This is a genomic window from Streptomyces sp. NPDC006265 (assembly GCF_040613555.1).
In the GTDB taxonomy this organism is placed as follows: Bacteria; Actinomycetota; Actinomycetes; order Streptomycetales; family Streptomycetaceae; genus Streptomyces.
The window spans coordinates 19193-40584 of sequence record NZ_JBEXSH010000006.1; the positions used below are offsets into that span (position 1 = coordinate 19193).

Sequence of the window (21392 nt, forward strand, 5' to 3'; positions counted from 1 at the left end):
AAGGACAACCGCAGGGATGCCCGCCAGACTCGGATTCGGCAGTGGACTGGCGAGGGGGCTCCGGTGAGGACACCTGACGGGCTGGATGAGTTTCGCTGGCGGTGGATGCTTCTTCGCCGTCCGAGGACCGAGTGGTTCTTCCTGCTGCACGCCGCGACGCGGCCTGCTGGTTTCCAGGATGTTCGCGTCTATGGCCGTGACGGGATATCCAATGCGCGGCTCGTGTGGAAGGTCTGTCATCAGTGCGAGCGGGGCGTCATTTCGAAGATCTCGCTCTCCCCGGAAGTACAGCGGCAAGGTCTCGGCACCCGGCTCGTCGACAGGGCGCTTCTGGACGGTCCTGGGTATCGCTGGACGACCAGCAGTCAGTCGCCGGATGGTCGGGCGTTCTTCCGGGCGATGACGGCACGTACCGGTGCCGAGTTCGCGGCGGGAGCCCGAACATGCGAGCACATCTTGGAGAGTCGGCCCGGACGTCATAGGCCAGTACTGGACCGGCGCTTGCACCGGGCGCGTCGCTGACTGCCGGCGCCTCACCTGTGACTGGGGAAGAGGCGTTGGCACGTCTTCTTGTCGCAGGTGCCGTTTGGCCGGTCGGGCGTGGGGTTCGCTGAGCCGGGATGGCAGTTGCCGCTACTGCTGGCGTGCAGGTGCCTTCGTAGGTGGGCCAGGGGCAGTACAGGGCGATGTCGGCGGGGTGGGCTGCTGACGGCAGTCCACGGGGCGGGGGCGTGGAACTGGTTGCTGTCGTGGGGTGACCAGGTGGCTGTCACGGTGTGGCTAGCAGATCGCGGTCCGGCTGTGTTGGGTTTGCCGGTTTTTGTGTGGATGGGTGGCCGGGGCGGGTGGGGTTGACCGTGTGACGGTTTCTCAGGCCCCGGTGGGGGAGGCGGCGGTGCCGGGTCCGGCTGTTTTGGCGGTGGCCGGGCGGGTGGAGCGGGCCGTGGTGGTGCGGCGGCTGCTGGCGGTGGACCGGGGTGAGGACGGTCTGTCGTCGTTGCACGTGCGGATCGCGGCCGGTTTGGCGGGGGTGACGGAGCGGACGGTGTGGCGGTGGCTGGCCGAGGGACGCGAGGGGCGGATGGAAGCGCGGCCTCGGCAGGGCGGGTTCGTGGTAGGTGACGCCTTGTGGGAGGTGCTCACGCAGGTGGGCGGAAACGTCGCCGAGCTGCGCCGCAGGATGCTCCGGGCGCAGGACGAGGGCGTGCTTCAGCGGTGGGGTGTCGAGGTGGTGCCGTCGTTGGCGACGCTGCACCGTGCGATCAAGGACGAGCTGAGGGCGGGCCGGGTGCTTCAGGCCGCCCGCGCGGCGTCGGGCCGGGTGGAGCCGAGCCGGTACGACCGGGCGCTGGCCGAACTCGGCTTCGCAGAGGGTGCGAACGGTCCGCCGGTCGTGGACGGTCCGGATGCCGAGCCGTCCGGCACGGGCGGTGAACAGCGGCCCGGCGCGGTGAAGACCGCTTCGCGTACCCGGGTGTCGGGTGGGGTGCGCCTGTACGCGCCGGGAGCGCGGCTGGTGTCCACGCGGCAGGTGGCCGGGGTGGTGGAGGCGGTGGGACACACGGTCGCCGCGCGGGGGATCGGCTGCGTATACGGGGACACGGGGCTGGGGAAGACGGTCGCGGTCGAGCAGGCTCTGCACCTGCTGCCTGCCCGGGTGCCGGTGTGGCGGGCGGTGGTGGGAGTCAGGCCCGGGCTGCCGCAGGTGCGGGCCGCGTTGTGCGAGGCACTGGGGCTGCCGTCGGGGTCGCTGACCCACCGTGCCGGACCGGCTGACCAGGCGCTGGCGGAGGCGCTGGCTGAGCCGGGTGTGCTGTTCCTCGACGACGCGCAGCGTCTGTCGCCGCCGGTGCTGGACTACCTGCGGCAGCTGTGGGACTCGCCGGGCTGTGCGGCTGCCCTGGTGCTCTGCGGGGCGGGCAGCGAGCGGGCGCTGGCCCGGGCCGCGGCGATGCGTTCCCGGGTTCTGACCTGGCACCAGGTCAGCCGCCTCGACACGGAGGACGTGCCGCAGACGCTGGGTCTGTTCCACCCGGTGTGGGAGGACGCGGATCCGGTCGACCTGGGGCGGACGGATGAGCAGACCGCCCGCGGCAACTTCCGTACCTGGGCGAAGATCACCTCACATGTCTGCGCAGCCCGGGGCCGCGACCCCGGTGCGGGTGTGGATCGGGACGCGATCGACCAGGCCTGCGCCCGGCTCGGCCCGTACTCATGACTGCCCCTCTCACGCGCCCGGGACGCACCGGTTCCGATGGCAGAGAGCCTCATCCCGTTCGGCGAGGAGGAGAGACGGCGCGATGACGGACAACGGACCGCAGGACACCAACGGCGGCCACGGCGTTGACGCGGGAGGTCAGTGGCCGCCGCCGGGGGATCCGGCCGGCGTGCTCGGAAAGCAGTCGCTGATTGCGCTGCGGGCGCCTGCGGTGCGCCGCCTGCTGGCGCTGCGGGCCCGGGGCGGTCTTTCGCGGCAGCACGTGCGGCTGGCGGGGGAGTGCCTGGGGGCATCGGAGCGCACGGTGTGGCGATGGCTGGCCGAGGCATCCCAGAGCCCGGCGGCGGCTGCGCACCCCGGAGCCCGCCACACGAGCAGGTTCGAGATCACCGCGGAGATCCGGGTGCTGCTGGCGTACTGGCACGGCAACGCCTCCGCAGTCCACCGCCAGCTCATGGAGCGCGCCGCGGCCGAGGCCGGGGGCGTACGCGCGCAGCCGTCCGGCACTGCTGGGCCCGTCCCGCCGGACCTGGTGGCTGTTCCGGGCGGGGCAGCCCTGTCGCAGGTGCCGCTGCTGGATCCGGTCCCGTCCCTGTCGACGTTCCTGCGCGCGCTGCGCCGCGATCTGACGGCGGGGGAGCGCGCCGGTCTCGCCGTCGGACCGGAGGCGGCACGCGCCCATGACGTGTTCGGCAAGCGGCCGGCGGCATGGCGCAACCACGCCTGGGAGACCGACCACGTCCAGGCCCCGCTGCTGGTCGACGCCGACGGCGACCTGGTGCGTCCGTGGATCACCTGGTTCATCGACACCGCCACCAAGGTCATCACCGGTACCGCTGTTACTCCGGGCCATCCCTCCCGCGCGTCGGTACTGGCCGCCTTGCGCGCCGCCGTGGTGCGGGACGAGCCCTACGGCCCGGCCGGGGGAGTGCCGGAGCTGGTGAGGATGGACCGGGGCAAGGACTTCCTGTCGGCCGCCGTCACCACCGCGCTCGGCGCGATGGGCGTGACGGTCAAGGACCTGCCCGCCTACAGCCCGCATCTGAAAGGAACGGTGGAGAGCCTCAACCGGGCTGCGGACCGGATGCTGTTCGCCGCCCTGCCCGGCTACACCGCCGCTCCCACCGGGCCGCGCTCGGAGCGGCGCGGACGCACCGCGGGGGCGGTGTCCGCCCTGTCGTTCCAGGACTTCACCACGGAGGTCCTGGCGTGGACGAACTGGTGGAACACCGCGCACCGCCCGAAAGCCCTGTCGGGCCGTACGCCGCTGGAGGCGTGGCAGGCCGATCCGACCCCTGTCACCGACATCCCCGCCGCCGACCTGTGGGCCTTCACCCTCGAGGACGACGGCCGGCCCCGGAAACTGACCAGCCACGGCGTGAGCTGGCGCGGCCGCACCTACACCGCCGCGTGGATGACCGGCCAGGCCGGCCGCCAGGTCCGCGTGCGCTACATGCCGCACCACGACCACGAGATCGAGGTCTGCGACGCCCGTGGCCGTCACCTCGGCCCGGCGCACCTCGCGGACGCGGCCACCCCCGAGCAACTGCAGGCGCTGCGCGAGGCACGCGCGGAGCGCGCCCGGCGCCTGCGCGCCGATGCGAAGGCCGCCGAACGCCTGCGCCGCCAGCGATTCGCCCCCACCACCCGTGCGGAGCCCGCCCAGCGGCTGGGAGCCGTCACGGCCGCCCAGGCCGAGCGTGAACTCGCCGCCGCCGACTACACCGATGTCGCACGGCTGGCACTGCCCGACCTGATCCCGCCCGCCCCGCCTCCGGCGCACTGGCGCACCCCGCCCGCCCTGGCGGCCGGCACAGCGCCGCCCCCGCCCGCCCCCGATCCAGCCGACCCGTCGGCGGACGTTGCGCCGGAGCCCGGCTCCCGACCCGCAGGAGACGCCTGATGACCGAGGACGCCTACCAGTACGTAGACCTGCCCGACGCGGCCGTCGTCACCACCCGGGCCCTGCTCACCGCGCGGGAGAACATCACCGACACCGTCGCCGCCCGCGCCATGATGTGCATCCACGGCGGCGCCGGCCACGGCAAGACCCTCGCGGTCAACACCTGCCTGCGCGAACTCGAACCGGGCGAGGACGTCCGACGGGTCACCTTCCGCGCCCGCCCCACCGCCCGGGCCGTGCGCTACGAGCTGTTCACCGCCCTCGACCTGCCCGGCGAACCGCCCCGCCACCCCAGCGAGTTCGACCGCCTGCTGAAAACCGCGCTGGCCGAACACCCCCGCACCTTCCTCGTCGACGAGGCCCAGTGGCTCAACGGAGAGGCGTTCGAGTACTTCCGCTACCTGTGGGACGAACCCTCAACCCAGCTCGCGATCATCTTCGTCGGCGGCGAGGGCTGCCACACCGTGCTGCGCCGCGAACCGATGCTCTCCTCCCGCATCTTCATCTGGCAGCACTTCACCCGCCTCACCCCCGACGAAGTCCAGCAGGTCATCCCCCTGTTCCATCCGGTGTGGGCCGACGCCGACCCCGACGACATCGCTTTCGCCGACAGCCACGCCGCCCATGGAAATTTTCGCGCCTGGGCCCAGCTGACCGCCCACACCCGTACCGGGCTAGCCCGCACCGGCCGGCCCCGGGCCGACCGGGAACTGCTGCGCTGGGCCTTCAGCCGCCTCGCATGACCGCCACGCCACCGCCCGTCACCGTGGTCACCGACCGTCATGACGACGCGCTCCACACGCACACCGCCCTGGCCGCCCACCACGTGCCGTCCGGCCGGATCACCCTCCACCCGGGCCCGGGCACCACCAGCGAGACCGGCCTCGCCCACGACCTTCTCGCCGCCCTGGGCAAACCGCCCCTGCTCCCGGGCGGCTTTCCCGCCGGCCGTCAGCCCGCCTGGGAAGCCGCCACCGCCTGGATCACGGCCCTACCCGTCACCCGGCTGACCGTCCTGCGCGCCCACCGCCTCACCGCCCGCCGCACGATGCGCCTCCTGCAACTGCGCACCCTCACCGGCATCCACCTGACCCTGGTCTGCCACCGCCCCCACCTGCCCGCCGCCCTGCACCAGGCCCTGCAGACGGCCGACTACTGCGTCACCGACGACTTCCAGGCCGCCCGCCGCCACTACTACGGCACACCGGCCGCCGTATCCCCGCTTGCTGACGCGCCCGCCCGGCCGGCCAACCGGTGGCTCACCCTGCCCGTGCTGGACCGCCTCGTCTCCTACGACAGCCCCGCCCCGTGTACCGCCCCGTGCACGCCGCCGCCGATCGTCTTCCGGCACCGCCCGCCACCCGCACCCCTCACCGGGCAGACAGCCCGGGAAGCTGCCCGGCGCCTGGCCGCCGTGACCGCTCATCCCCGCCTGGCCGCCGCTCTCGCCGCCGCGATCTTCACCGGCGTCTCCTTCCAGCAGCTCGCCACCGCCCGCCCTGGCGACTACGACGACGCCGCGGCCACCCTGGCCCTGCACGACCGCACCCGCTACACCGACGGCTGCGCCACCCACCGCGTGCCGCCGTGGGCGCGCGTCTTCCTGAAGGCGGCCGTCTGCTTCGCCCGGCTCGCAACCGCCCAGGACCAGCACCTGCTGGCCGGCCCCCACGACCGCACCCACCTGTTGCGTGTGGCGGAGGCAGCGAGGCTTTGCCCGCCGCAGCCGCCCGCCAGCCAGCGCACCGGCCCTGCCGACCGTATCCAGTGGGACTGGCGCGAACGTAAGGAAGCACGGTGCTACGACGCGATGCTGACACGGCACCAGTCCCCGTCCTCGCGCTGAGTCCGAACCCGCGTGCACGGTCAGTCGATGGAAAAATCGGCGAACTCCACGTCGGTGAAGGCGATCCCGAGACCGTGAGCGCGCAGGCCGCCGTCCCGGAAGTAGGCATGCCCCAAAGCGCGGGCGAGGATCACCATCTGCTGCTGCTCACCCCCGCCGGCGTCCCGGGCAGCGAACAGCTCGCGGGCCACTTCTCCCGACAGGTACTGAGTGATCAGCCGTACCCGCGGATCGTCCGACGAGCCTGCCGGAGCGGCGAAACCGAACCGCGCCCTGGTGTGGAAGACAAACCCGTCGGCCTCGGCCCGGGCCCGTCGGCGGGCGCGCACCAGGGGCTGCCACCGTGCCCTGACGGCCTCATCGATCAGCCCTGCATGCACAGCACTGGGACGGCGGCGCATTCCCGGCCGGGTGGTGACCCACCTCTGTACCGTGCGCTGGGAGATCCCCAGGAGGACAGCCACGTTCTTCGTGGAGCCCTTCTCCGCCCTGAGCAGGAAACGCACAGCGGCATCCCTCGTAGGCACGGGACGGGTCAGCAACGCCCGCTCGAGCCCTTTGACGATCTCACCCATGCCCGCCCCCGAGCGTTCTGCCCCCGCGATGGCTGGTGCACGGCGGCCGTCTGCTCCCAGATCTCTCACACCAAGCCGCTCTCCCCGGCCAGTTCAGGCATAGCCAAGACACCACCGAAGGCCCTCGGCTAAAGAGCCAGCAGCAACCCAAGCCCGAGAATGCAGTTCCCGAAGCAACCGAGAACTCTCAACCGCCATTTACGCTATCCGTACGTGTTTGGTACGCGAAAGGTGCGCTTCACGCTAGGGTCTGGGGCAGGAGGTTCTGTATGTCCGAGCTGTTCGACGCGGTTGACGCGCTGGTCTCGTCCCGCTCCCCGTTGCCGCCCCCGGCGGAACGCAAACGGCTGCGCCAGGCGCACGGTCTGACGCTGGACGAGGTGGCCGCCGCACTGCAGGTGCGGCGCGCGACGGTCAGCGGCTGGGAGGCCGGCAAGACCGAGCCGAGGCCGCCGGAGCGCGATGCCTACGCCCGCATGCTCAAGCAGCTCGCCCAGCTCTACCCCGCCAACGCCCCGGTGCCCTCTCAGGACACGGCGGTCCCCAAGACGCCTGCCGTCCCGGCCGTTCCTGCGCCATCGGTCGCTGAACCGGCCAAAGCCCGCACCAAACTAACCGCAGACCGGATCCCGGAGCCTGTTTCCGAGGACACCGCGTTGCGCCCCGCCGCTGTGCCGCATCCGGTGGCCACGACCAGGCCGACGTCGCGGCGGCCGCCCGCGCGTAACGCCGCCCCCGTCGGCAGCCCAGCCGGTGGTGTCGATGCACGGTTCGAGAACGGGCCGCTCGCGGTCGTCGACGTCGACGCAGATGGTCAGGTGCTGGCCTACTGCATCGGCGGCTTGGTCCTGGACGTACCGGCGAAGTCGATTGCGGCCTTGGCGGAGTGGACGCTGAGCGAGGGGCGGCTCGGTCAGCCGAAGTTGTCCGGGCCGGGCAAGGACGGCGATCCGCTGCTTGTACTCACGGAGGCTGCGCTGGAGCATTACGGTCTGCCGGTCACGCTCACACAAGAGGAGCGCCTGGCCGGGCGGATCCCGGAGGGCCACAAGGTCATCAAGCAACTGGCCCGCGCGGAATGGAAGCTGACGAAGCGCGGGTTCGGGCCGTGGGCGAGGATCTACCGCCCCGCGCAGGGTTCGGAGCGGGCGTGCGTGCAGTTGTGCATTCCGTCGTGGGACGCGCTCGACTCCCGGCACTGGGCCAACACGGGGCAGCTGCCACCGGCGGACCTGGCCCGGCTGCTGGGCACATATGCGTCCCGGGTGATGACGCCGCGCGGCTCCACTGCCGTCACAGGCCTGGAGCTGATGACCGCCCTGCACCCGCCGACCCGCGCCTCCGAACCCGATGAGACGGGGAAGCGTCACTCCGAGCACAACCCCGGCTCGCTGGGCAAGGACCTGGTGGACTGCGCACCGTGCGAGGCCCCCGACGGTCACCCGCTGCTCGCAGACCTGCCGCGTTTCCACCACCGCACTCCGGCAGAGGTGCTGGTGGAGGAGGCGTACGACTGGGCGCGCCCGCTCACTGACGCCGAATGCCTTCGCCCACACCTGGTGGGCATCGACGTGAACATGGCCTTCGCCGCCGGCGCGAACGGCCTCACGGTCGGCCTGGGCGCGCCGACGCACGTCAAGACCCCCGTCTTCGACGCGAAACTGCCCGGCGCGTGGCTGGTCGATCTGTCCCATATCGACCTGTCGAGGGTGAAGGTCGCCAAGGACACGTGGGTGGACCTGGACGGCTCGCTACTGCCCAGCCCGTTCACACCGAAGGGTGAAAGGCCCGAGGGCCCGGCGTGGTACGCCACGCCCACCGTCGCGTACGCGGTCGAGCTCGGCTACGACGTCACGCCGGTCGAGGCGTACGTCCGCCATGACAACGGCCGCTACCTGGACGGCTGGTACAACCGGCTGCGCGACGCGTACCTCGCCACGATGGCCGATCTTGGGGTGGGCGCCGACCTGTCGCCGGAGGAGTTCCTGAAGGCGATGGACGGCTACCGGCAGCGTGACCCTCAGCTGGCGATCGTGGTGTCCGCGATCAAGGCGACCGTGAAGGGCGGCATCGGCAAGCTGCGCGAGCGCCCGCGCGGGGAGGGCTGGAAGCCCGGGCAGCCGTGGCGGGCCCTTGCTCGGCCCACCTGGCGCCCGGACATCCGCGCCGCCGTCATCTCCCGCACACGGATCAACATGCACCGAAAGATCGTCAAGCACGCCGCCTTCACCGGGCAGTACCCGGTCGCGGTCCTCTCGGACTGCGCCGTCTACGCCTCCGACGGGCCGTCACCGCTGGACTTCCTGCCCTACCGGGACGGCAAGCCGCTGCCGGGCGGCTTCAAGCTCGGCGTGAACCCCGGGCTGGTGAAGCACGAGGGCACCCAGAGCGTGCTGTGGGGCGAGGGGGTGCGCGAGCAGTTCAACGCTCCGGAGCTCAACCTCGCCCGGTACATCAAGGACGGCACCGTTACCGCTCAGGACACCGGGGAGTAGACGGCGATGAGCATGTTCGGGGACGGCCTGGACGCCGCGGTGCAGAAGGCGTTCACCCGCCCGGTGCCCAAGAGCGCGCCCGCGCAGATGCGGTACCTGGTCAGGCAGCTCAAGGGCACCAAGGCGGTCGCCCAGATGCTGCGGATCTCGCAGCGCACGGTCGAGCGGTACGTGAAGGACCAGATCAAGAAGCCCCGCCCGGACCTCGCAGCCCGCCTGGAGCGGGAGGTGAAGAAGCGGTGGCAGCCGCAGATCCGCGCCCAGGCGCGGCAGAAGGCGGCGACCACCGGCGGCATCGTCATCGACACCCGCGCCCGGATCGGCTACACCGCGCCGATCGGGACGACGGACGAAGACCGGCTGCGGCACCTGACGGTCGCGCTGCCTCCCCAGTACGCCGCCCGCCTCTTCGACGCCCAGGAGCAGGGCGCCACCGACCAGCAGCTCCAGCAGATCGCCGCCGAAGCCCTCAAGGAGGTGTACTTCCAGGACAGCGGCCGCCGCGCAGGCCAGCTGGAGGAGGTCCGCCTCACCGGCATTGAACACCTCGAGTTCGACCTGTAGAGAACGGCCGTGACGAGGCGAGCCCCGGGCCTTCGGCCTGTAGCTTGCTCACGCAGCGGCGACTTGCTGCAGTAGTTACGGCGCCTTCACAAAGCGGCGTCACCGAAAGAGGGCGGCGTTGTCGGTGGCCCCCGGTACTCTGGACGACAGCATTCGGCTCCATGCCGTGAGTCTTCCTGAACCCCCAGTGGCCCATCCGGGTCGGGGGCGCCCGCAATGACCGTCTGGTCACGCGATCCCCGGATCGCGACACGATCTTCGGATCGTGAATGACCACCGCGTCGCGGCAGAGGGCCGACGAGCGGACGGGTTCAGCGCTCATATCGCGTATGCGTGCGGCAGCTGAGACTGATGACCCCCGAGAAAGTGCGGGTGTCCGGGCGCCTTCGTGCTCTGCCCGGACCAGCCGGCCCAGGCAGCCGCGTACCCCCATCTCGGGAGGCAGCCATGAATCCTGACATCATCGAGGACTACGAGTCCGACGAGGACCACCCCCAGAGCAATCCATTCCCGGGCGCCGACAAGGTCACGTGGACGCGCACCTTCTCCGTCGCGCTGCACGAGACCACCGGGCTCCCTCTGGAAATCACCGACGGTCTCGCCCCCTACATCGTCCACCCCAAGGACTACCTCCTCAGGCAGCGCGGCGAAGACGGTGCCGAGTACCGGATCAAGCCCGGAGTGATCAACCGCGACCCGAGCACCGGCCTCGACATCATGGAGGTCACCGTCCATGGGTTCGCCGGCACTCCCGGCGAGTACAACGAGCGCATCCGCCGCTTCTTCCACTCTCCCGCGCGCCACAACTCTGACCCGGCCCGCATGCTTCCGCGTCTGGTCACCGGCCGACACGAGGGCGCGCTGCCAGCGGCATTCCTGACGACCGCGGCCCCGGTGGACAGCCAGACGCTGAGCGGGCTGATCGGCACCATGACCGATGCCCTCGACCAGGCTGATGGGGACCGCGGCTACAAGCTAATCGACGACATGCAGGTCTACGGGCAGAACGAGACCACCCTGCACGCCCTGCTGCTGCGTCAGGTCCGGGAACCGGTCAAGGAACTGGACGGTGGCATCACTGCCCAGGTGCGCCGGGTTCTCGACGCGACCGCCGTCAAGGGCGCGAACCGGAGCCGGGCCCGCCTCGCGCTTCACGGCCTGGTGCCGAAGGACATCATCTTCGGCATCGATCGCGGTCTCCTCGGACTCGACGGTGTCGACGGCGTTCCCGCGAAGGTGGCCGACCCCGCGGTGTGGGTGCCGGCGTTCGCGGAGAGGCTGCGCGTCGCCTTCGACGACGAGCGGCACTCCCTCCATGGCCAGGCGAAGCAGGCCGCCATGGTCGCCACGGTCAGGATGCAGATCATCGTGGGGACCTCCGCCCCGGAGGACTTCCACAACGTCGTCTTCGACCCGAATCGGGCCGACCACCGGCGCCCGCCCCTGGGCTACACCCTGGTCGAGAAGGCGGCCTCCGACCTGCGTGCCGTTCTGCGGGATGCGAAGCAGCGCGGATGGATCAGCGAGGAGGAGCGTGCCTGGCTCGCCGGGGAGGGCCCCGATCCCGAGCACCGTCCCGGCGAAGGCATCGTCACTGCCCGCGACCGGCGCGACCGCGCCCTGTACGCCGTCGTCTTCCCCAAGGACCCCGCCCGGGCCAGGGCCCTGCGCCGGGTGCTGGGCGAGCCGGCCCGCTACGCCACGAGCAAGGACCACGTCTGGCACCGCCTGCGCATGGTCTCCTCGGTGATCGGTGAGGGATACAGCTTCCGCTGGAATCCTCGTGTCCTGGACGGCCTGCTGAGCAGCACCTTCATCAAGTTCCGGGGGCACCTCGCCGAGGAACCCGCGTGGGACAAGGTGATCGGCGCCGTCAGTACCGCCGATCAGCCGCTCGACCTCGACGCGCTTGACCGCTTCCTGACGACCCGCGGCATTCACTGGCTCGCCGAGTGCAAGATCATCGAGGCGGACCGTGGGTCGATCGGCGCACAGAGCGGCAGCGGGGAGCTCGAGGACGGCGAAACCGTCGCCGACAAGAAGATCCGCCGGAGCACGATCAACGCCCGCAAGGCCATGCTTAGCCAGCCCCGCCGGACGATCGGGCTGATGAACGAGCTCGCCAGGGCAACGGCCAAGAACACGACACCCCGGCAGGTGGACCCCGAAGGCCTTCCCATCGAAGACACCAAGGCGGACAAGTCCTGGTTCGACACGGTCTTCCCGAAGGCCCAGACCAAGCGCCCGCCGACGTTCACGCTCCGGGGCAGCAGCACCGATGGGACGACCCCGCAGCCTCCAGACCCCACTCCCCTGGAGATCTTCAACGACACCCGTGGCCGCTTCTACGACGCCGTCACCGGCGATCTGCCCACGGCCCTGGTCGAGGTGCTCAAAACAGCGCGTTCCCTTCTGTCCGACGCTCAGGAGGCCGGTCAGCGGCCTCTGCACGGAGCCGTGGAGCAGGAAATCGCCGCTCTTCTCCGCGCTCTGTCCGTGGTGCACTCCGACGTGGGCATGCTGAAGTCGGCCATCATCGACATGCAGTACGGCAACCCGACCATCGAGGAGTCCGCGTCGGAGAAGTTCCTCACGGAGGCCAGCGACTCCGACGAGGACGACGACCTGGCGGAGTTCGAGGAAGAGTTCACGGAGGAGGGTGACGCCCTGTGAGTGGCGCCTTGCCGACCGGCCCGGTCCTGACCGACGGCCGCCTGGGCGCACTGCCCCGAGCAGCCGGCCGGTACCTCGACGAGGTTCTCTTCCGGCCCGTGCGTTGGGCCGAGCGGTGGCGGTACGAGGAACTGGACATCACCACCGCGATCTACCTGATCTCAGACACGGAGCACCGTCTCCGCTGGCTGGGGCAGGCCAACCGTGCGGACGGCCTGCTCGGACGGCTGGACAGGCACGACAACAACCCGGCGAAACGCAGGGCATTCGCCCGGATCCGCGTCCTGCGGCTCACCGATCACACGCCGCCGGAGGCCGTGGACGCGATCGAGGGCCGGTGCGCCGACGTCCTGCGGATCCGGGATGTGATGCGGCCGCGGAGGTGGCCGCCTGCCAACGACTGGTTCGCACTCACCTCCTGACGCGTGTGCGGTAAGACGCCCCCAGTGATGCTGTGGGGCGTCTTACCTGGTGCTCGGTGCACACCGAACTCCCGGCCGTGGGCGTGATGCAGACGCAGCCGGGAGTTCGGGGCGTCCCGACCGTGTGCATTGGCGAGCCCCGTGGTAGCCCGCGACACAGCGGTGGGCTCGTGGGGGGAAGTAGTAAAGAGGTCCCGGGCGGAACGGGAATGGGTTGTCAGAGGTGTGCGGCATCATCGGCAGATGGCCGCCACACAAGCCCCGCCGACGTACCTGGAACGCCTTCGGTCAGATCTGGACCTGATCGAAGCGGATTTCCTGGAGGTCCTTGCGGACTCGCAGATCCGGAACGTCGACCCGAACCGCCCATCCAGAGGCATCTTGTATGCCGGTGCCGCGAAGTGGGGCTGGGTACCCAGCGGCCCCGAGCTCGAGACGCGAAGGATGGAACTGCTGGGGCGCGTACGGGAATGGGAACCGTTGTTCCGGCTGCTGTTCCCGCATCCGACGCCGGAGGTCACCAAGCGCCTCGACGGGACTCTTGCCCTCCTGCAGCGCTGGCTTGTACGCCCCCGGGACACCACCGTGCCGGCCAGCATTGACAAGGCCGTCGACAAGGTCAAGGCGGCCGTGGCCACGCTCCGGAAGCTGGGCGAGCTCCTGCCGGATGACGCCTGGGCGGTGCGTGTAGCGGTCGACACGAACATGCTCCTCGATGACCCCGACGTGGCGATCTACACGCCGCTGCTCGGGAATCGGTACATGGTCCACCTGCTGCCCGTTGTTCTACGGGAGCTGGATGAGCACAAGCTCGCCGGTCGCAACCCCGACATCCGCGATGCGGCGAAGAAGGCCGACCGCCGCTTGAAAGGGCTGCGAACCAACGGCGACGTCCTGCGCGGCGTACGAGTGGCTGGCGATGTGCACGCCATCTTCGAGCACATCGAACCCAAGGGCGACGGGTTGCCGAACTGGCTCGACCTCGATGTGCCCGACGACCGCTTTGTGGCCTCCACCCTGCTGCTGCAGTCCCGACACCCTGGCTCTGCCGTCTATGTGGCCACCAGGGACATCAATCTGCAGACAAAACTCGCCGCCGTCGGACTGCCCTTCATCGAAAAGCCATGAGCATCAGCAAGCCCGTCGTACCGAGCAAGGGAGCACCCTGTGTCCGCCGACTTCTCCGCCCTGCACGAACCGCTCGTGGAATGGGTCTACGACCGCACGAGAGCTGATCCACTGGGCGGGGTGCCGATCACCGAGTTCGGGCAGTCGCACAGCCTCACCGAGAACCAGACGTACCAACTCCTGCAGTTCTGCAAGGGCCAACGGCTCCTGGACGACCGTCACACGACCCACGACGGCCCCGAAGCCAACCTGACCCCGCGCGGCCTTGAGTGGATGGAGGAGCGCAGGCGCCGGCGCGCCGACCCGGCCGCGCGGGCCGCCGCCGCACGCAAGGGCCTGCTGGTCTGGCTGTGGCACCGCAAACACGACGACATCCTGCTGCCTGCTGTCGCGGACGTGCTGCACGACCCGCTGTCCCTCTTCGAGGGCGAACGCCTCACCGACAGGGACATCGACCGGGCCTCCGCCTATCTCAGCGCTAAGGGTCTGATCAAAGGAGACCGGAACGCGAGCTCAGACGGGCCCGTGCAAGCCGAGATCACCGCCGAAGGAGAAGACTGCGTGGACAACTACCAGGGCGACATCGGCGCGTACGAACGCCGCAACACCGGCGGGAACACCACGTTCCACATCGGGCAGAACACCGGCAACATCGCCGCGAACAGCCGCGACTTCACACTGAACGCGACCACGCACAGTGGCGTCGACCTCGCCCAGGTCGTCATGGCCGCCCGCGCACTCCGCCAAGCCGTACCCATTCTGGGCCTGCCCGAAGACGATGCTGCTGAGGTGACTCAGCTGGCGACGCGCATCGAAGAGGAAGCCACCAGCACCAACCCTGATCCGAGCCGCCTCCAGCGGTGGCGTACCCAGGCGGTGGCCATCCTGGCCTCGCCGGTCGTCAGCGGAGCACTGAGCAGCGTTCTCGCCACTTACCTCGGGGTCGTACTCCCGGAACTGCCGGCGGGAGGCTGAGCAGAACGCGCGGCCACGCCACCGGACCTCGACTGCGTGGCCCTTGGGGACGCCGTGGTGGTCCCGGCCGAACTTGCCGCTGGTCGCCGACGAGCCGGATGCCGACGCCTGTTGACGATCGATGTCGGCGGTCCGGGCAATTCGGTGGAAGAGGGAACCAGCGAACGAAGAGAATGTCCACGTGCCTCCGATGCTGACCGACATGCCGTCCGACCGTCTGGACGTGCTGATCAAGCACCCCTTCCACCGCGAGACGGGTGAGCGGCTGATCGCGTTCATTCGCGATCTGCGCGAATGCCGGACCCCGGAGGACTATGTAGCGTTCCAGCAGGACTTGCTGCACGCCACCCTTGCCGCGAACGACGCGCGGGCGGAGCGATCACGGGTGATCAAGAGGCTTAGGAGAGGGCAGAAGCTTCCGCCTGATGCCCCGGATCTCGTGATCGGCGATCCACACGACCTGGACGACTGGCGGCTGGAACTGGACGTCTTGGAGCGCGTAGGCCGACAACTGCGCTCGATCGGTGATGCCATGGCCTGGCGGGCCTTCCACTACGACCGCCGCCACATACTCGCCCTGCGTCGCAACGAGTCACCGGGGCCGATGACCCTCAGCAAGGACGGCACTGTCCACGAGATCCAGTTCGCGGACCAGCAGTGGAATGAGCATCGGCAGTTCGCGATGCTGCACGACCTCACCGACTGCCTGCGCATTGGCGACGTCACCGTTTTCGGCAAGCCCGACCAGAACGACGAGCAGGACATCCTGCTGTACGAGTTGAAGACCAACCCGAACCGGCGGGAGGGAGCGCAATTCCATCGCACCCGGATGGCAGCCGAAGCGCTCCACGAGGGTGGTCCGCTCCCTGGGCATGAGAATGCCCGACTCATCGACACGGGCGTGCCTTACGCCACCCACCTCTCTGCTCTCGCTGACGCTTTCGCCCACGCCCACCGCGACGGGCTGAAAACGATGCGGGTGCCTGGACAGCGCGGCCTGCTCGCCCTCGACATTTCCGCCGCTGGCAACAAATGGGGGTCCCTGGAAGCCACACGACAGTTTGAAGCGCAGTACGCAGCGCTGCTGCGCCGCACCCGGCTGACCGGACAGCGCGTCTGCTACGGCAGCGGGGACAGCGCTGCCCGCAACTACCTCACCGCGCCGTGGGGCATCTATCCGCTGCAGCCCGCGCAGTGCGCCGGACTCATCGCCGATGTGCTCGTCTTCACCGTGACGCTGTCCTCCGACAACTTCGTCGAAGAACTCCGAAGGGCTGGGCTGGACGTCCGGTGGGTCCTGCCCGAAGGCGCCGAGATCGAATCGTCGCAGTCCCTCTTGGAGATCAACGGGCACGGCCGTCGGCTGCAAGTGGCGTGTGCCGAGATCGAGCGCTTGCTGCTGGAGCTCACCGACCTGCAGACCTGGGCAGAGGGCATCGACCGGCTGCTGGAGAAGACTGAAAGCCGCTGCCAGCCCTGGCCGTACTTCACTGAGGAACACAAGGTGTGGGCCTGACGGTCTTCCGTACGTCGACGGATGCCTCGACCGTCCCCGAGACGGTCGTCCCGGCGACGCTGCGACAGGAAGTCAGCGTTCGGTTCGCATGTGCCGTACCGCGGTCTCATCGAGCTCGGCGGCCAGCGTCAGGGCCGACGCGAGTTCCGCTGGCGCTTTGAAGAGGTGACAGATCATCTCTGCGGCGCCGTTGACGGCCTCGGGGATGGTAGGTCCGAAGCTTGCCTCTGCAAGGGCGGCGACGGACGCGGCGTAATAGCCGTCCGACCAGCTCACCCGGAGCCGGAACGTGTAGCGCTTCAGCAAGTCCCAGGAGTTCGAGCTCGCCATCTCCAGGAGGGTGTCACTCGGCTGTTGGGCGGTCTCCTCCCGGCCTTGGAGCCAGGATTCCACCTCGGTCGAGTCCGCCGCGATGGTGTCCGAGTCCTTGTCGTGGTCGTAGCAGTGGAAGCGCAGGTCTTCCCTCACGTGGATGGCCAGGCGGCATTCGCCCAGGACACCGAGACACCACAGGGCTTCGCCGCGGTTGACGACGTCGAAATGCCATCCCGGCCGGTGAGCGAGCAGGTCTCCCAGCGCCCGCCAGGCAGGGAGACGCTCGAAGCCACCGCCGAAGGTGTCACACACATTGTCGTAGTCGCTGTTGTCGAAATTGACCTTCACCGACAGGTAAGCGGGACCGTCATTCATGCTGTGGATCGTAAGTGAGCGGGCAGAACACGGTGCCCGTAACGAGGGAGCACCGCCCGTCCAGGGCACTACGCCCACTCGATACCTAGATCCCGCAGAGCGTCCAACTGCTTTGAGCTGAGCTTGTCCCGCCTGGCACGGGTGTTCGAGACCCATACGCCCAGCTTCACGGTCACCGGCTCCGCCTCGCCGTCGACCGCGATCTCTTCGCTGGCCCCGCGCGGCACCGGACGGTCTGCGCCTTCCCGTTCCACCCATTGCGCGAGGGCCTGTACGCCCCGCTGGAACGCCTGCTGTGCCTTGCTCGGGCCCTTCGTCGCACGCGTGGCCGCCGGGGCGGGAGACGGAGCCTCAAGCGGTGTGACGCCCAGCTGGGAGAGGCGTTCCTGCTGCTCGGTGGACAACTGCGCCCAGGTGCTCGCCTCGCGTTGCCGCGCGAGCCACTTGCCCAGGTCGTCGCCCTCGAACAGGACACCCGGCTGAATCGCCGGCAGGACGCCGTCGGCGTCGACCAGGTCCGCGAGGACGCGATAGTGGCGCTGCCAGTCGAGCGGCCACGGACAGTCCCAGTCCGGGTCGATCGCCGCCAGCTGTGCCGCCCGCACCGTCGCACGCTCGGGGTCCTTCCCGAGGCCGCCCTTGCGGCGGAGATTGGCCGCATGCTGCCCGACGGGCACCATCGCCTCGCCCTCTCCCCACACCTGGTCCTGGCGGGGGGCGAGGTGCCCGGTGGCCCGGTGGAACGAGCGCAGCGCGGCGAGCTTGTTCTCCCACGCCTCCTCGCCCGGCTCCCACACCATCCCGGCCTCTTCGGCGTCCAGCAGCTCCTTGCGCCGCTCCTCGAGCTCCCCGGCCCGCAGCGCCTTCCGCTGCTGGTGGACCCAGCGCCCAAGGGGAAAATCTTTCGTGACCCCGACTGGGGTCTCTGTGTCGTAGGGAACGGCGTAGAGGCCGGTGATCTCGTGCTCGGCCCGCCAGCGGAGCAGGGCCTGGTAGCCCTCCAGCCAGACGAGGCTGTCCGGCCGGTAGACGCGGGTGCGCAGGAATGCGGCGATCGTGGCGGTGTCCCGGGGAGTGCTGAAGTGGAGCAGAGCGGATTCGGCGGCGGCCTGGGTGTCGTCGTGCTCCTGGTCCTCGCCGTCACCTGCGCCGTCGGCGCCGATGATCTGGCCGTTTTCGTCGCGCTGGACGTGGACCTTGCGCTTGCCGCTGGTGAGGGCGCGGGAGGCGAGCTGCTCAACGAGTCGTTCATCATGACTGCGGAGCCCTTGCAAAACGGCTACAAGGGGGCGAAAACTGGCGCTGGCGACCATGTTGTTCGGGTCCTCGTTCGGCTCCAGGAAGATCGGCACGATGATCCTGGCCACCTTGGTGGAGCCGTCACAGTTCAACCTCAGCGCGCGTCCGATGTTCTGCACGATCTCCACCTGCGAGCCGCGGGTGTCCGCGAAGCAGATCGCCTCCACCCCACGCTCGCCCGTGATGTCCACGCCCTCCCCGAGAACGCGAACGCTCGCGAGGAACGCCCTGTGTACGCGCCGGTTGTTGGCGTCGATGCCGTTGGCGAACTGGCGGATCTTCTCGCGTCGTTCGGCGACGGTGTGGTCGCCGCACAGCCATGCCGCCCACACCCGGTCCGGGGGTACGTGGCGGCCGGCCTCCAGGCCGTAGAACTCCGCGTCGATCGACGACGCGGGCAACGACTTCTCCGCCTTGACCATGGTCTCGTCATCGGTCTCGGTGACGTACAGCTCGGCAGCGGTCTTCGGTAGAGCCTCCGCGAACGCCGCGGCCTCTTCCACCTTCTGGTGGAACGTCATGACCGTACGCAGGTTGTACGCGGCGGCGTGTTCCAGGAGGGCGGTCTGCAGCAGCGCGAGGCGCCGGCCCCGCAGTGCCTCCTCCGACAGCCCGAGGACGGGGGAGGGGTCGCGGATCTCGAGGACGTCGATCTCGAACGGGGCGAGGATCTCCCGCTCGATCGCCTCGCTCAGCCCGAGTTCGGCCAGCCACGGCCCGTAGGTCTGCGAGTCCTGGCCCATCGATGCGATCTCCAACTCCTGGCCGTCCTTCCCGCGCTGCGGCCGGGGCGAAGCCAGGATGCGCGGGGTCGCGGTCAGGTAGAGCCGGAAGTCGGCGGGGATCCGCGCGTTGTCGTGGATCGCGGCCCACGGCCTCCCAAGATCACCGGCGGTTCCGTGCGCCTCATCGACGATGGCGAGCGAAAAACCGTCCATGCGCTGCCCGTAGAGCCGGTCTCCGCCCGCCAGAGCGGCCTCCAGCGGCCCGCGAACGCTGCCCTGGCCCGAAGGGTCCTCGAAGTCCTCGCGGTCCACGAGAGAGGCGTACGTGGCGAACACGATGACCGGCCCGCGGGCGGCCCACAGGGCGAGCTGGATCGGGTTGGTGGTGGTGCGCACCCCCAGCGCGTTCAGCACCGGGTCGTTCTCCAGCGAGCACACCGCGACCATGGGGGAGAGGTGACCGACGGCCCGCCACGCCTGGGCGGTCTGCACGAGCAGGTCCAGGGTCGGCACGGTCACGAGGATCCGGCCTTCGGGGAAGCACTCCAGGGCGCTCGCGGCAGCCATGATCGTTTTGCCGGAGCCGGTCGCTGACACGATCGTGCCACGGGCACCCTCGGGGGGCACGGATGACCTTGCAGGGAATCCGATCCACTTACGGAAACTCGACTTCTGGTCGATCTGGTGTTTCTTGAGAGGAATCCTGCTCATCGCCCGCCGTCCTTGTTAGTGCCGTACAGCCAGGCTTCCCGAAGCCTTTCGAGGGGGGTTTCCGAGTCGCATTCCCTGGCCCAGATCGCTTCGAGCCACATCGGGGCGGTCTTGAGCCGCTCACAGAGCACGAACGATCCGGGCAGTTCGACCAGGTGGTAGACACCCGGCGGGAAGACGCCAGCGGGTCCGTAGACGCGCCACAGCTGCTCCAGCCGGGCCCGGTTCGCGACCAGGTACTCCTCCAGCGCCTGCGGGTACGCCTGGCGGTCCGCCAGATGCACGGTCCGCAGGGCGATGTCCACGAGCTCCCGGGACGACTCCTGGTCCCACTGGCCGGAGCTGGTGCCGGTCACGGCCGCGTAGTGCTGCTCGCACACGGCGAGGACGCGCTCGACAAGCTCCGCCGGCGCCTCGCTCTCCTCCCCGGTCTCCGAGCCACGAACGGAAGGCCGGCCTACGTCCGTGTGCTGGTCGTCGGCGCGGGTGCTCGCCTCCACCAGGTCCAGGCCGTGGTGGGCGAGGTGAGTCAGGAGCAGGCGGGACAGGACCGCGCCGTCCCTATCGTGCAGGTGAGAGCTGCCGTCGGCTTCGCTGTCGGGGGAGACGATGGCGCGAGTGAAGACGGTGTCGAAGAAGAACTCGGACAGGACGTCGACCAGCTCCGGGCGCGCAGATGCCGGATCGTCATGCAGGGCGGCAACAGCGGCGTCCATGACCGCAGTGAGGAACCGCCCGCGGGCGCCCTGTAGTTGGCGGGCCTCGCTCTGCGGGCTTTCCTCGACGGCCTCCACCACGCGGTACAGGCCCTGGTCCCCGTACAGGCCGCCCGGCTTCTCCTTCGCGTGGCGTACCTTCGTCACGGCCTCCTCAACGGAATGCGCGTAGGTGTAGTTCGTCACGGTTGAGGCCCCGGGGTGTGCAGGGTCGGCCCGCTGCGCCACGATCCGATAGCGGATCAGCCCGGAGTCGGACTCCACCGCCCCACCGCTCGCCCCTTCCTGACGCTCCCGCAGGGACTGGTGCCAGCGGTCGGCCTGAGCGTCGTCCTCGCGGGAGTAGACATCCCAGCTCGTGCCGCCCATCAAGGTCCAGATGCGCCGCAGCTCGTTCCGACGGACCGCCGTCAGCCGGTCCTCTGTGCTGAGCGGGCCCGGTTGGCCCTCACGGCTTTCCAGGCCACCCGCAGCCACATACCGCTCGTGGATCTGCCCCACCGTCAATCCGGTAACCTCACGTTGGATTTCCTCCCGCGCCTTGAGGCGCATTTCGACACTTAGCGAATTCAAGTTGTCTCCCCGGCTTGAAGCCTCGCCCCGGTTGGTTGGGGGGTGTCTCGTATTTCCGCCAACGGTACATGCTGCATCAACCTGATGCACGCGCTATACTAGAACCCGACACGAACGAGCGACCCCCACCCCCGTAACCAGCCCCGCCCGCGCCAGCGGGCCCCAAGGCTCTGGAGGCGCAGTCGAAGGACCGTCAGGCGGGGGAGCGCAGCGGACCCGCCCCAGAGTCCGAAGGACTCCCCAACTCCCATACTGGAGACCCAACCAGTCGCACCTGAAACCTCCTCAGCCCGAGGCGCGCACCGCGCGCCCGCCGCGCCGCAACGCGGCCGGCCCCACCGGATCCTGGAGCGCAGCGGAGGG

The 21392-nt window shown here is 69.7% G+C and carries 15 protein-coding genes; 11 read left to right on the plus strand and 4 right to left on the minus strand.

Features of this window, described 5'->3' with window-relative positions; translation table 11 throughout:
- Positions 1-859 precede the first annotated feature (859 nt).
- From ABZ281_RS01455 to ABZ281_RS01470, 4 genes are all read left to right on the plus strand, one after another.
- The gene (locus tag ABZ281_RS01455) at positions 860-2218 is read left to right on the plus strand and encodes an ATP-binding protein (RefSeq protein ID WP_356650938.1); all 1359 of its coding nucleotides are present in this window, start codon (positions 860-862) and stop codon (positions 2216-2218) included.
- A gap of 82 nt (positions 2219-2300) precedes the next feature.
- On the plus strand, positions 2301-4121 hold the full coding sequence (locus tag ABZ281_RS01460; RefSeq protein ID WP_334448580.1) for a transposase family protein: 1821 nt from the start codon (positions 2301-2303) through the stop codon (positions 4119-4121).
- Positions 4121-4864, plus strand: coding sequence for an ATP-binding protein (locus ABZ281_RS01465; RefSeq protein ID WP_356650940.1), 744 nt, complete (start codon positions 4121-4123; stop codon positions 4862-4864). The genes ABZ281_RS01460 and ABZ281_RS01465 overlap by 1 nt, the downstream gene beginning before the upstream one ends.
- Positions 4861-5967: a hypothetical protein gene (locus ABZ281_RS01470; protein WP_356650942.1), complete on the plus strand. Its 1107-nt coding sequence runs from the start codon at positions 4861-4863 to the stop codon at positions 5965-5967. Before ABZ281_RS01465 ends, ABZ281_RS01470 begins: the two co-directional genes overlap by 4 nt.
- 20 nt (positions 5968-5987) lie before the next feature.
- On the opposite strand, the gene ABZ281_RS01475 is transcribed toward ABZ281_RS01470, so the two are convergent.
- Positions 5988-6473 carry an XRE family transcriptional regulator gene (locus ABZ281_RS01475; RefSeq protein ID WP_308309805.1) on the minus strand — a complete coding sequence of 162 codons (486 nt, stop codon included), beginning with the start codon at positions 6471-6473 and terminating at the stop codon, positions 5988-5990.
- A gap of 338 nt (positions 6474-6811) precedes the next feature.
- On the opposite strand from ABZ281_RS01475, the gene ABZ281_RS01480 reads away from it, so the two are divergent.
- The 7 genes from ABZ281_RS01480 (at position 6812) to ABZ281_RS01510 (ending at position 16315) form a co-directional block, all read left to right on the plus strand.
- Entirely contained in the window at positions 6812-9037 is a 2226-nt protein-coding gene (locus tag ABZ281_RS01480; RefSeq protein ID WP_356650945.1) for a helix-turn-helix domain-containing protein, read from the plus strand.
- A gap of 6 nt (positions 9038-9043) precedes the next feature.
- Complete coding sequence (locus ABZ281_RS01485; RefSeq protein ID WP_215209379.1) at positions 9044-9601, plus strand: XRE family transcriptional regulator; 558 nt, start codon at positions 9044-9046, stop codon at positions 9599-9601.
- A gap of 447 nt (positions 9602-10048) precedes the next feature.
- On the plus strand, positions 10049-12274 hold the full coding sequence (locus ABZ281_RS01490) for a hypothetical protein (RefSeq protein ID WP_356650947.1): 2226 nt from the start codon (positions 10049-10051) through the stop codon (positions 12272-12274).
- Positions 12271-12696, plus strand: coding sequence for a hypothetical protein (locus ABZ281_RS01495; RefSeq protein ID WP_215209381.1), 426 nt, complete (start codon positions 12271-12273; stop codon positions 12694-12696). The genes ABZ281_RS01490 and ABZ281_RS01495 overlap by 4 nt, the downstream gene beginning before the upstream one ends.
- A 243-nt stretch (positions 12697-12939) precedes the next feature.
- Entirely contained in the window at positions 12940-13824 is an 885-nt protein-coding gene (locus ABZ281_RS01500) for a PIN domain-containing protein (protein WP_215209382.1), read from the plus strand.
- A gap of 39 nt (positions 13825-13863) precedes the next feature.
- A complete protein-coding gene (locus tag ABZ281_RS01505; RefSeq protein WP_356650950.1) occupies positions 13864-14799 on the plus strand; it encodes a hypothetical protein in 936 nt (311 codons plus the stop codon).
- A gap of 190 nt (positions 14800-14989) precedes the next feature.
- Complete coding sequence (locus ABZ281_RS01510) at positions 14990-16315, plus strand: hypothetical protein (protein ID WP_356650952.1); 1326 nt, start codon at positions 14990-14992, stop codon at positions 16313-16315.
- A gap of 72 nt (positions 16316-16387) precedes the next feature.
- On the opposite strand, the gene ABZ281_RS01515 is transcribed toward ABZ281_RS01510, so the two are convergent.
- From ABZ281_RS01515 to ABZ281_RS01525, 3 genes are all read right to left on the minus strand, one after another.
- Positions 16388-17005 (minus strand): hypothetical protein, encoded by a 618-nt coding sequence (locus ABZ281_RS01515; protein ID WP_215209591.1) that lies wholly within the window; start codon positions 17003-17005, stop codon positions 16388-16390.
- Positions 17006-17073: 68 nt separating this feature from the next.
- Positions 17074-19740: a Helicase associated domain protein gene (locus ABZ281_RS01520; RefSeq protein WP_356650954.1), complete on the minus strand. Its 2667-nt coding sequence runs from the start codon at positions 19738-19740 to the stop codon at positions 17074-17076.
- Entirely contained in the window at positions 19737-20957 is a 1221-nt protein-coding gene (locus tag ABZ281_RS01525; protein WP_356650956.1) for a hypothetical protein, read from the minus strand. Before ABZ281_RS01525 ends, ABZ281_RS01520 begins: the two co-directional genes overlap by 4 nt.
- Positions 20958-21392 lie beyond the last annotated feature (435 nt).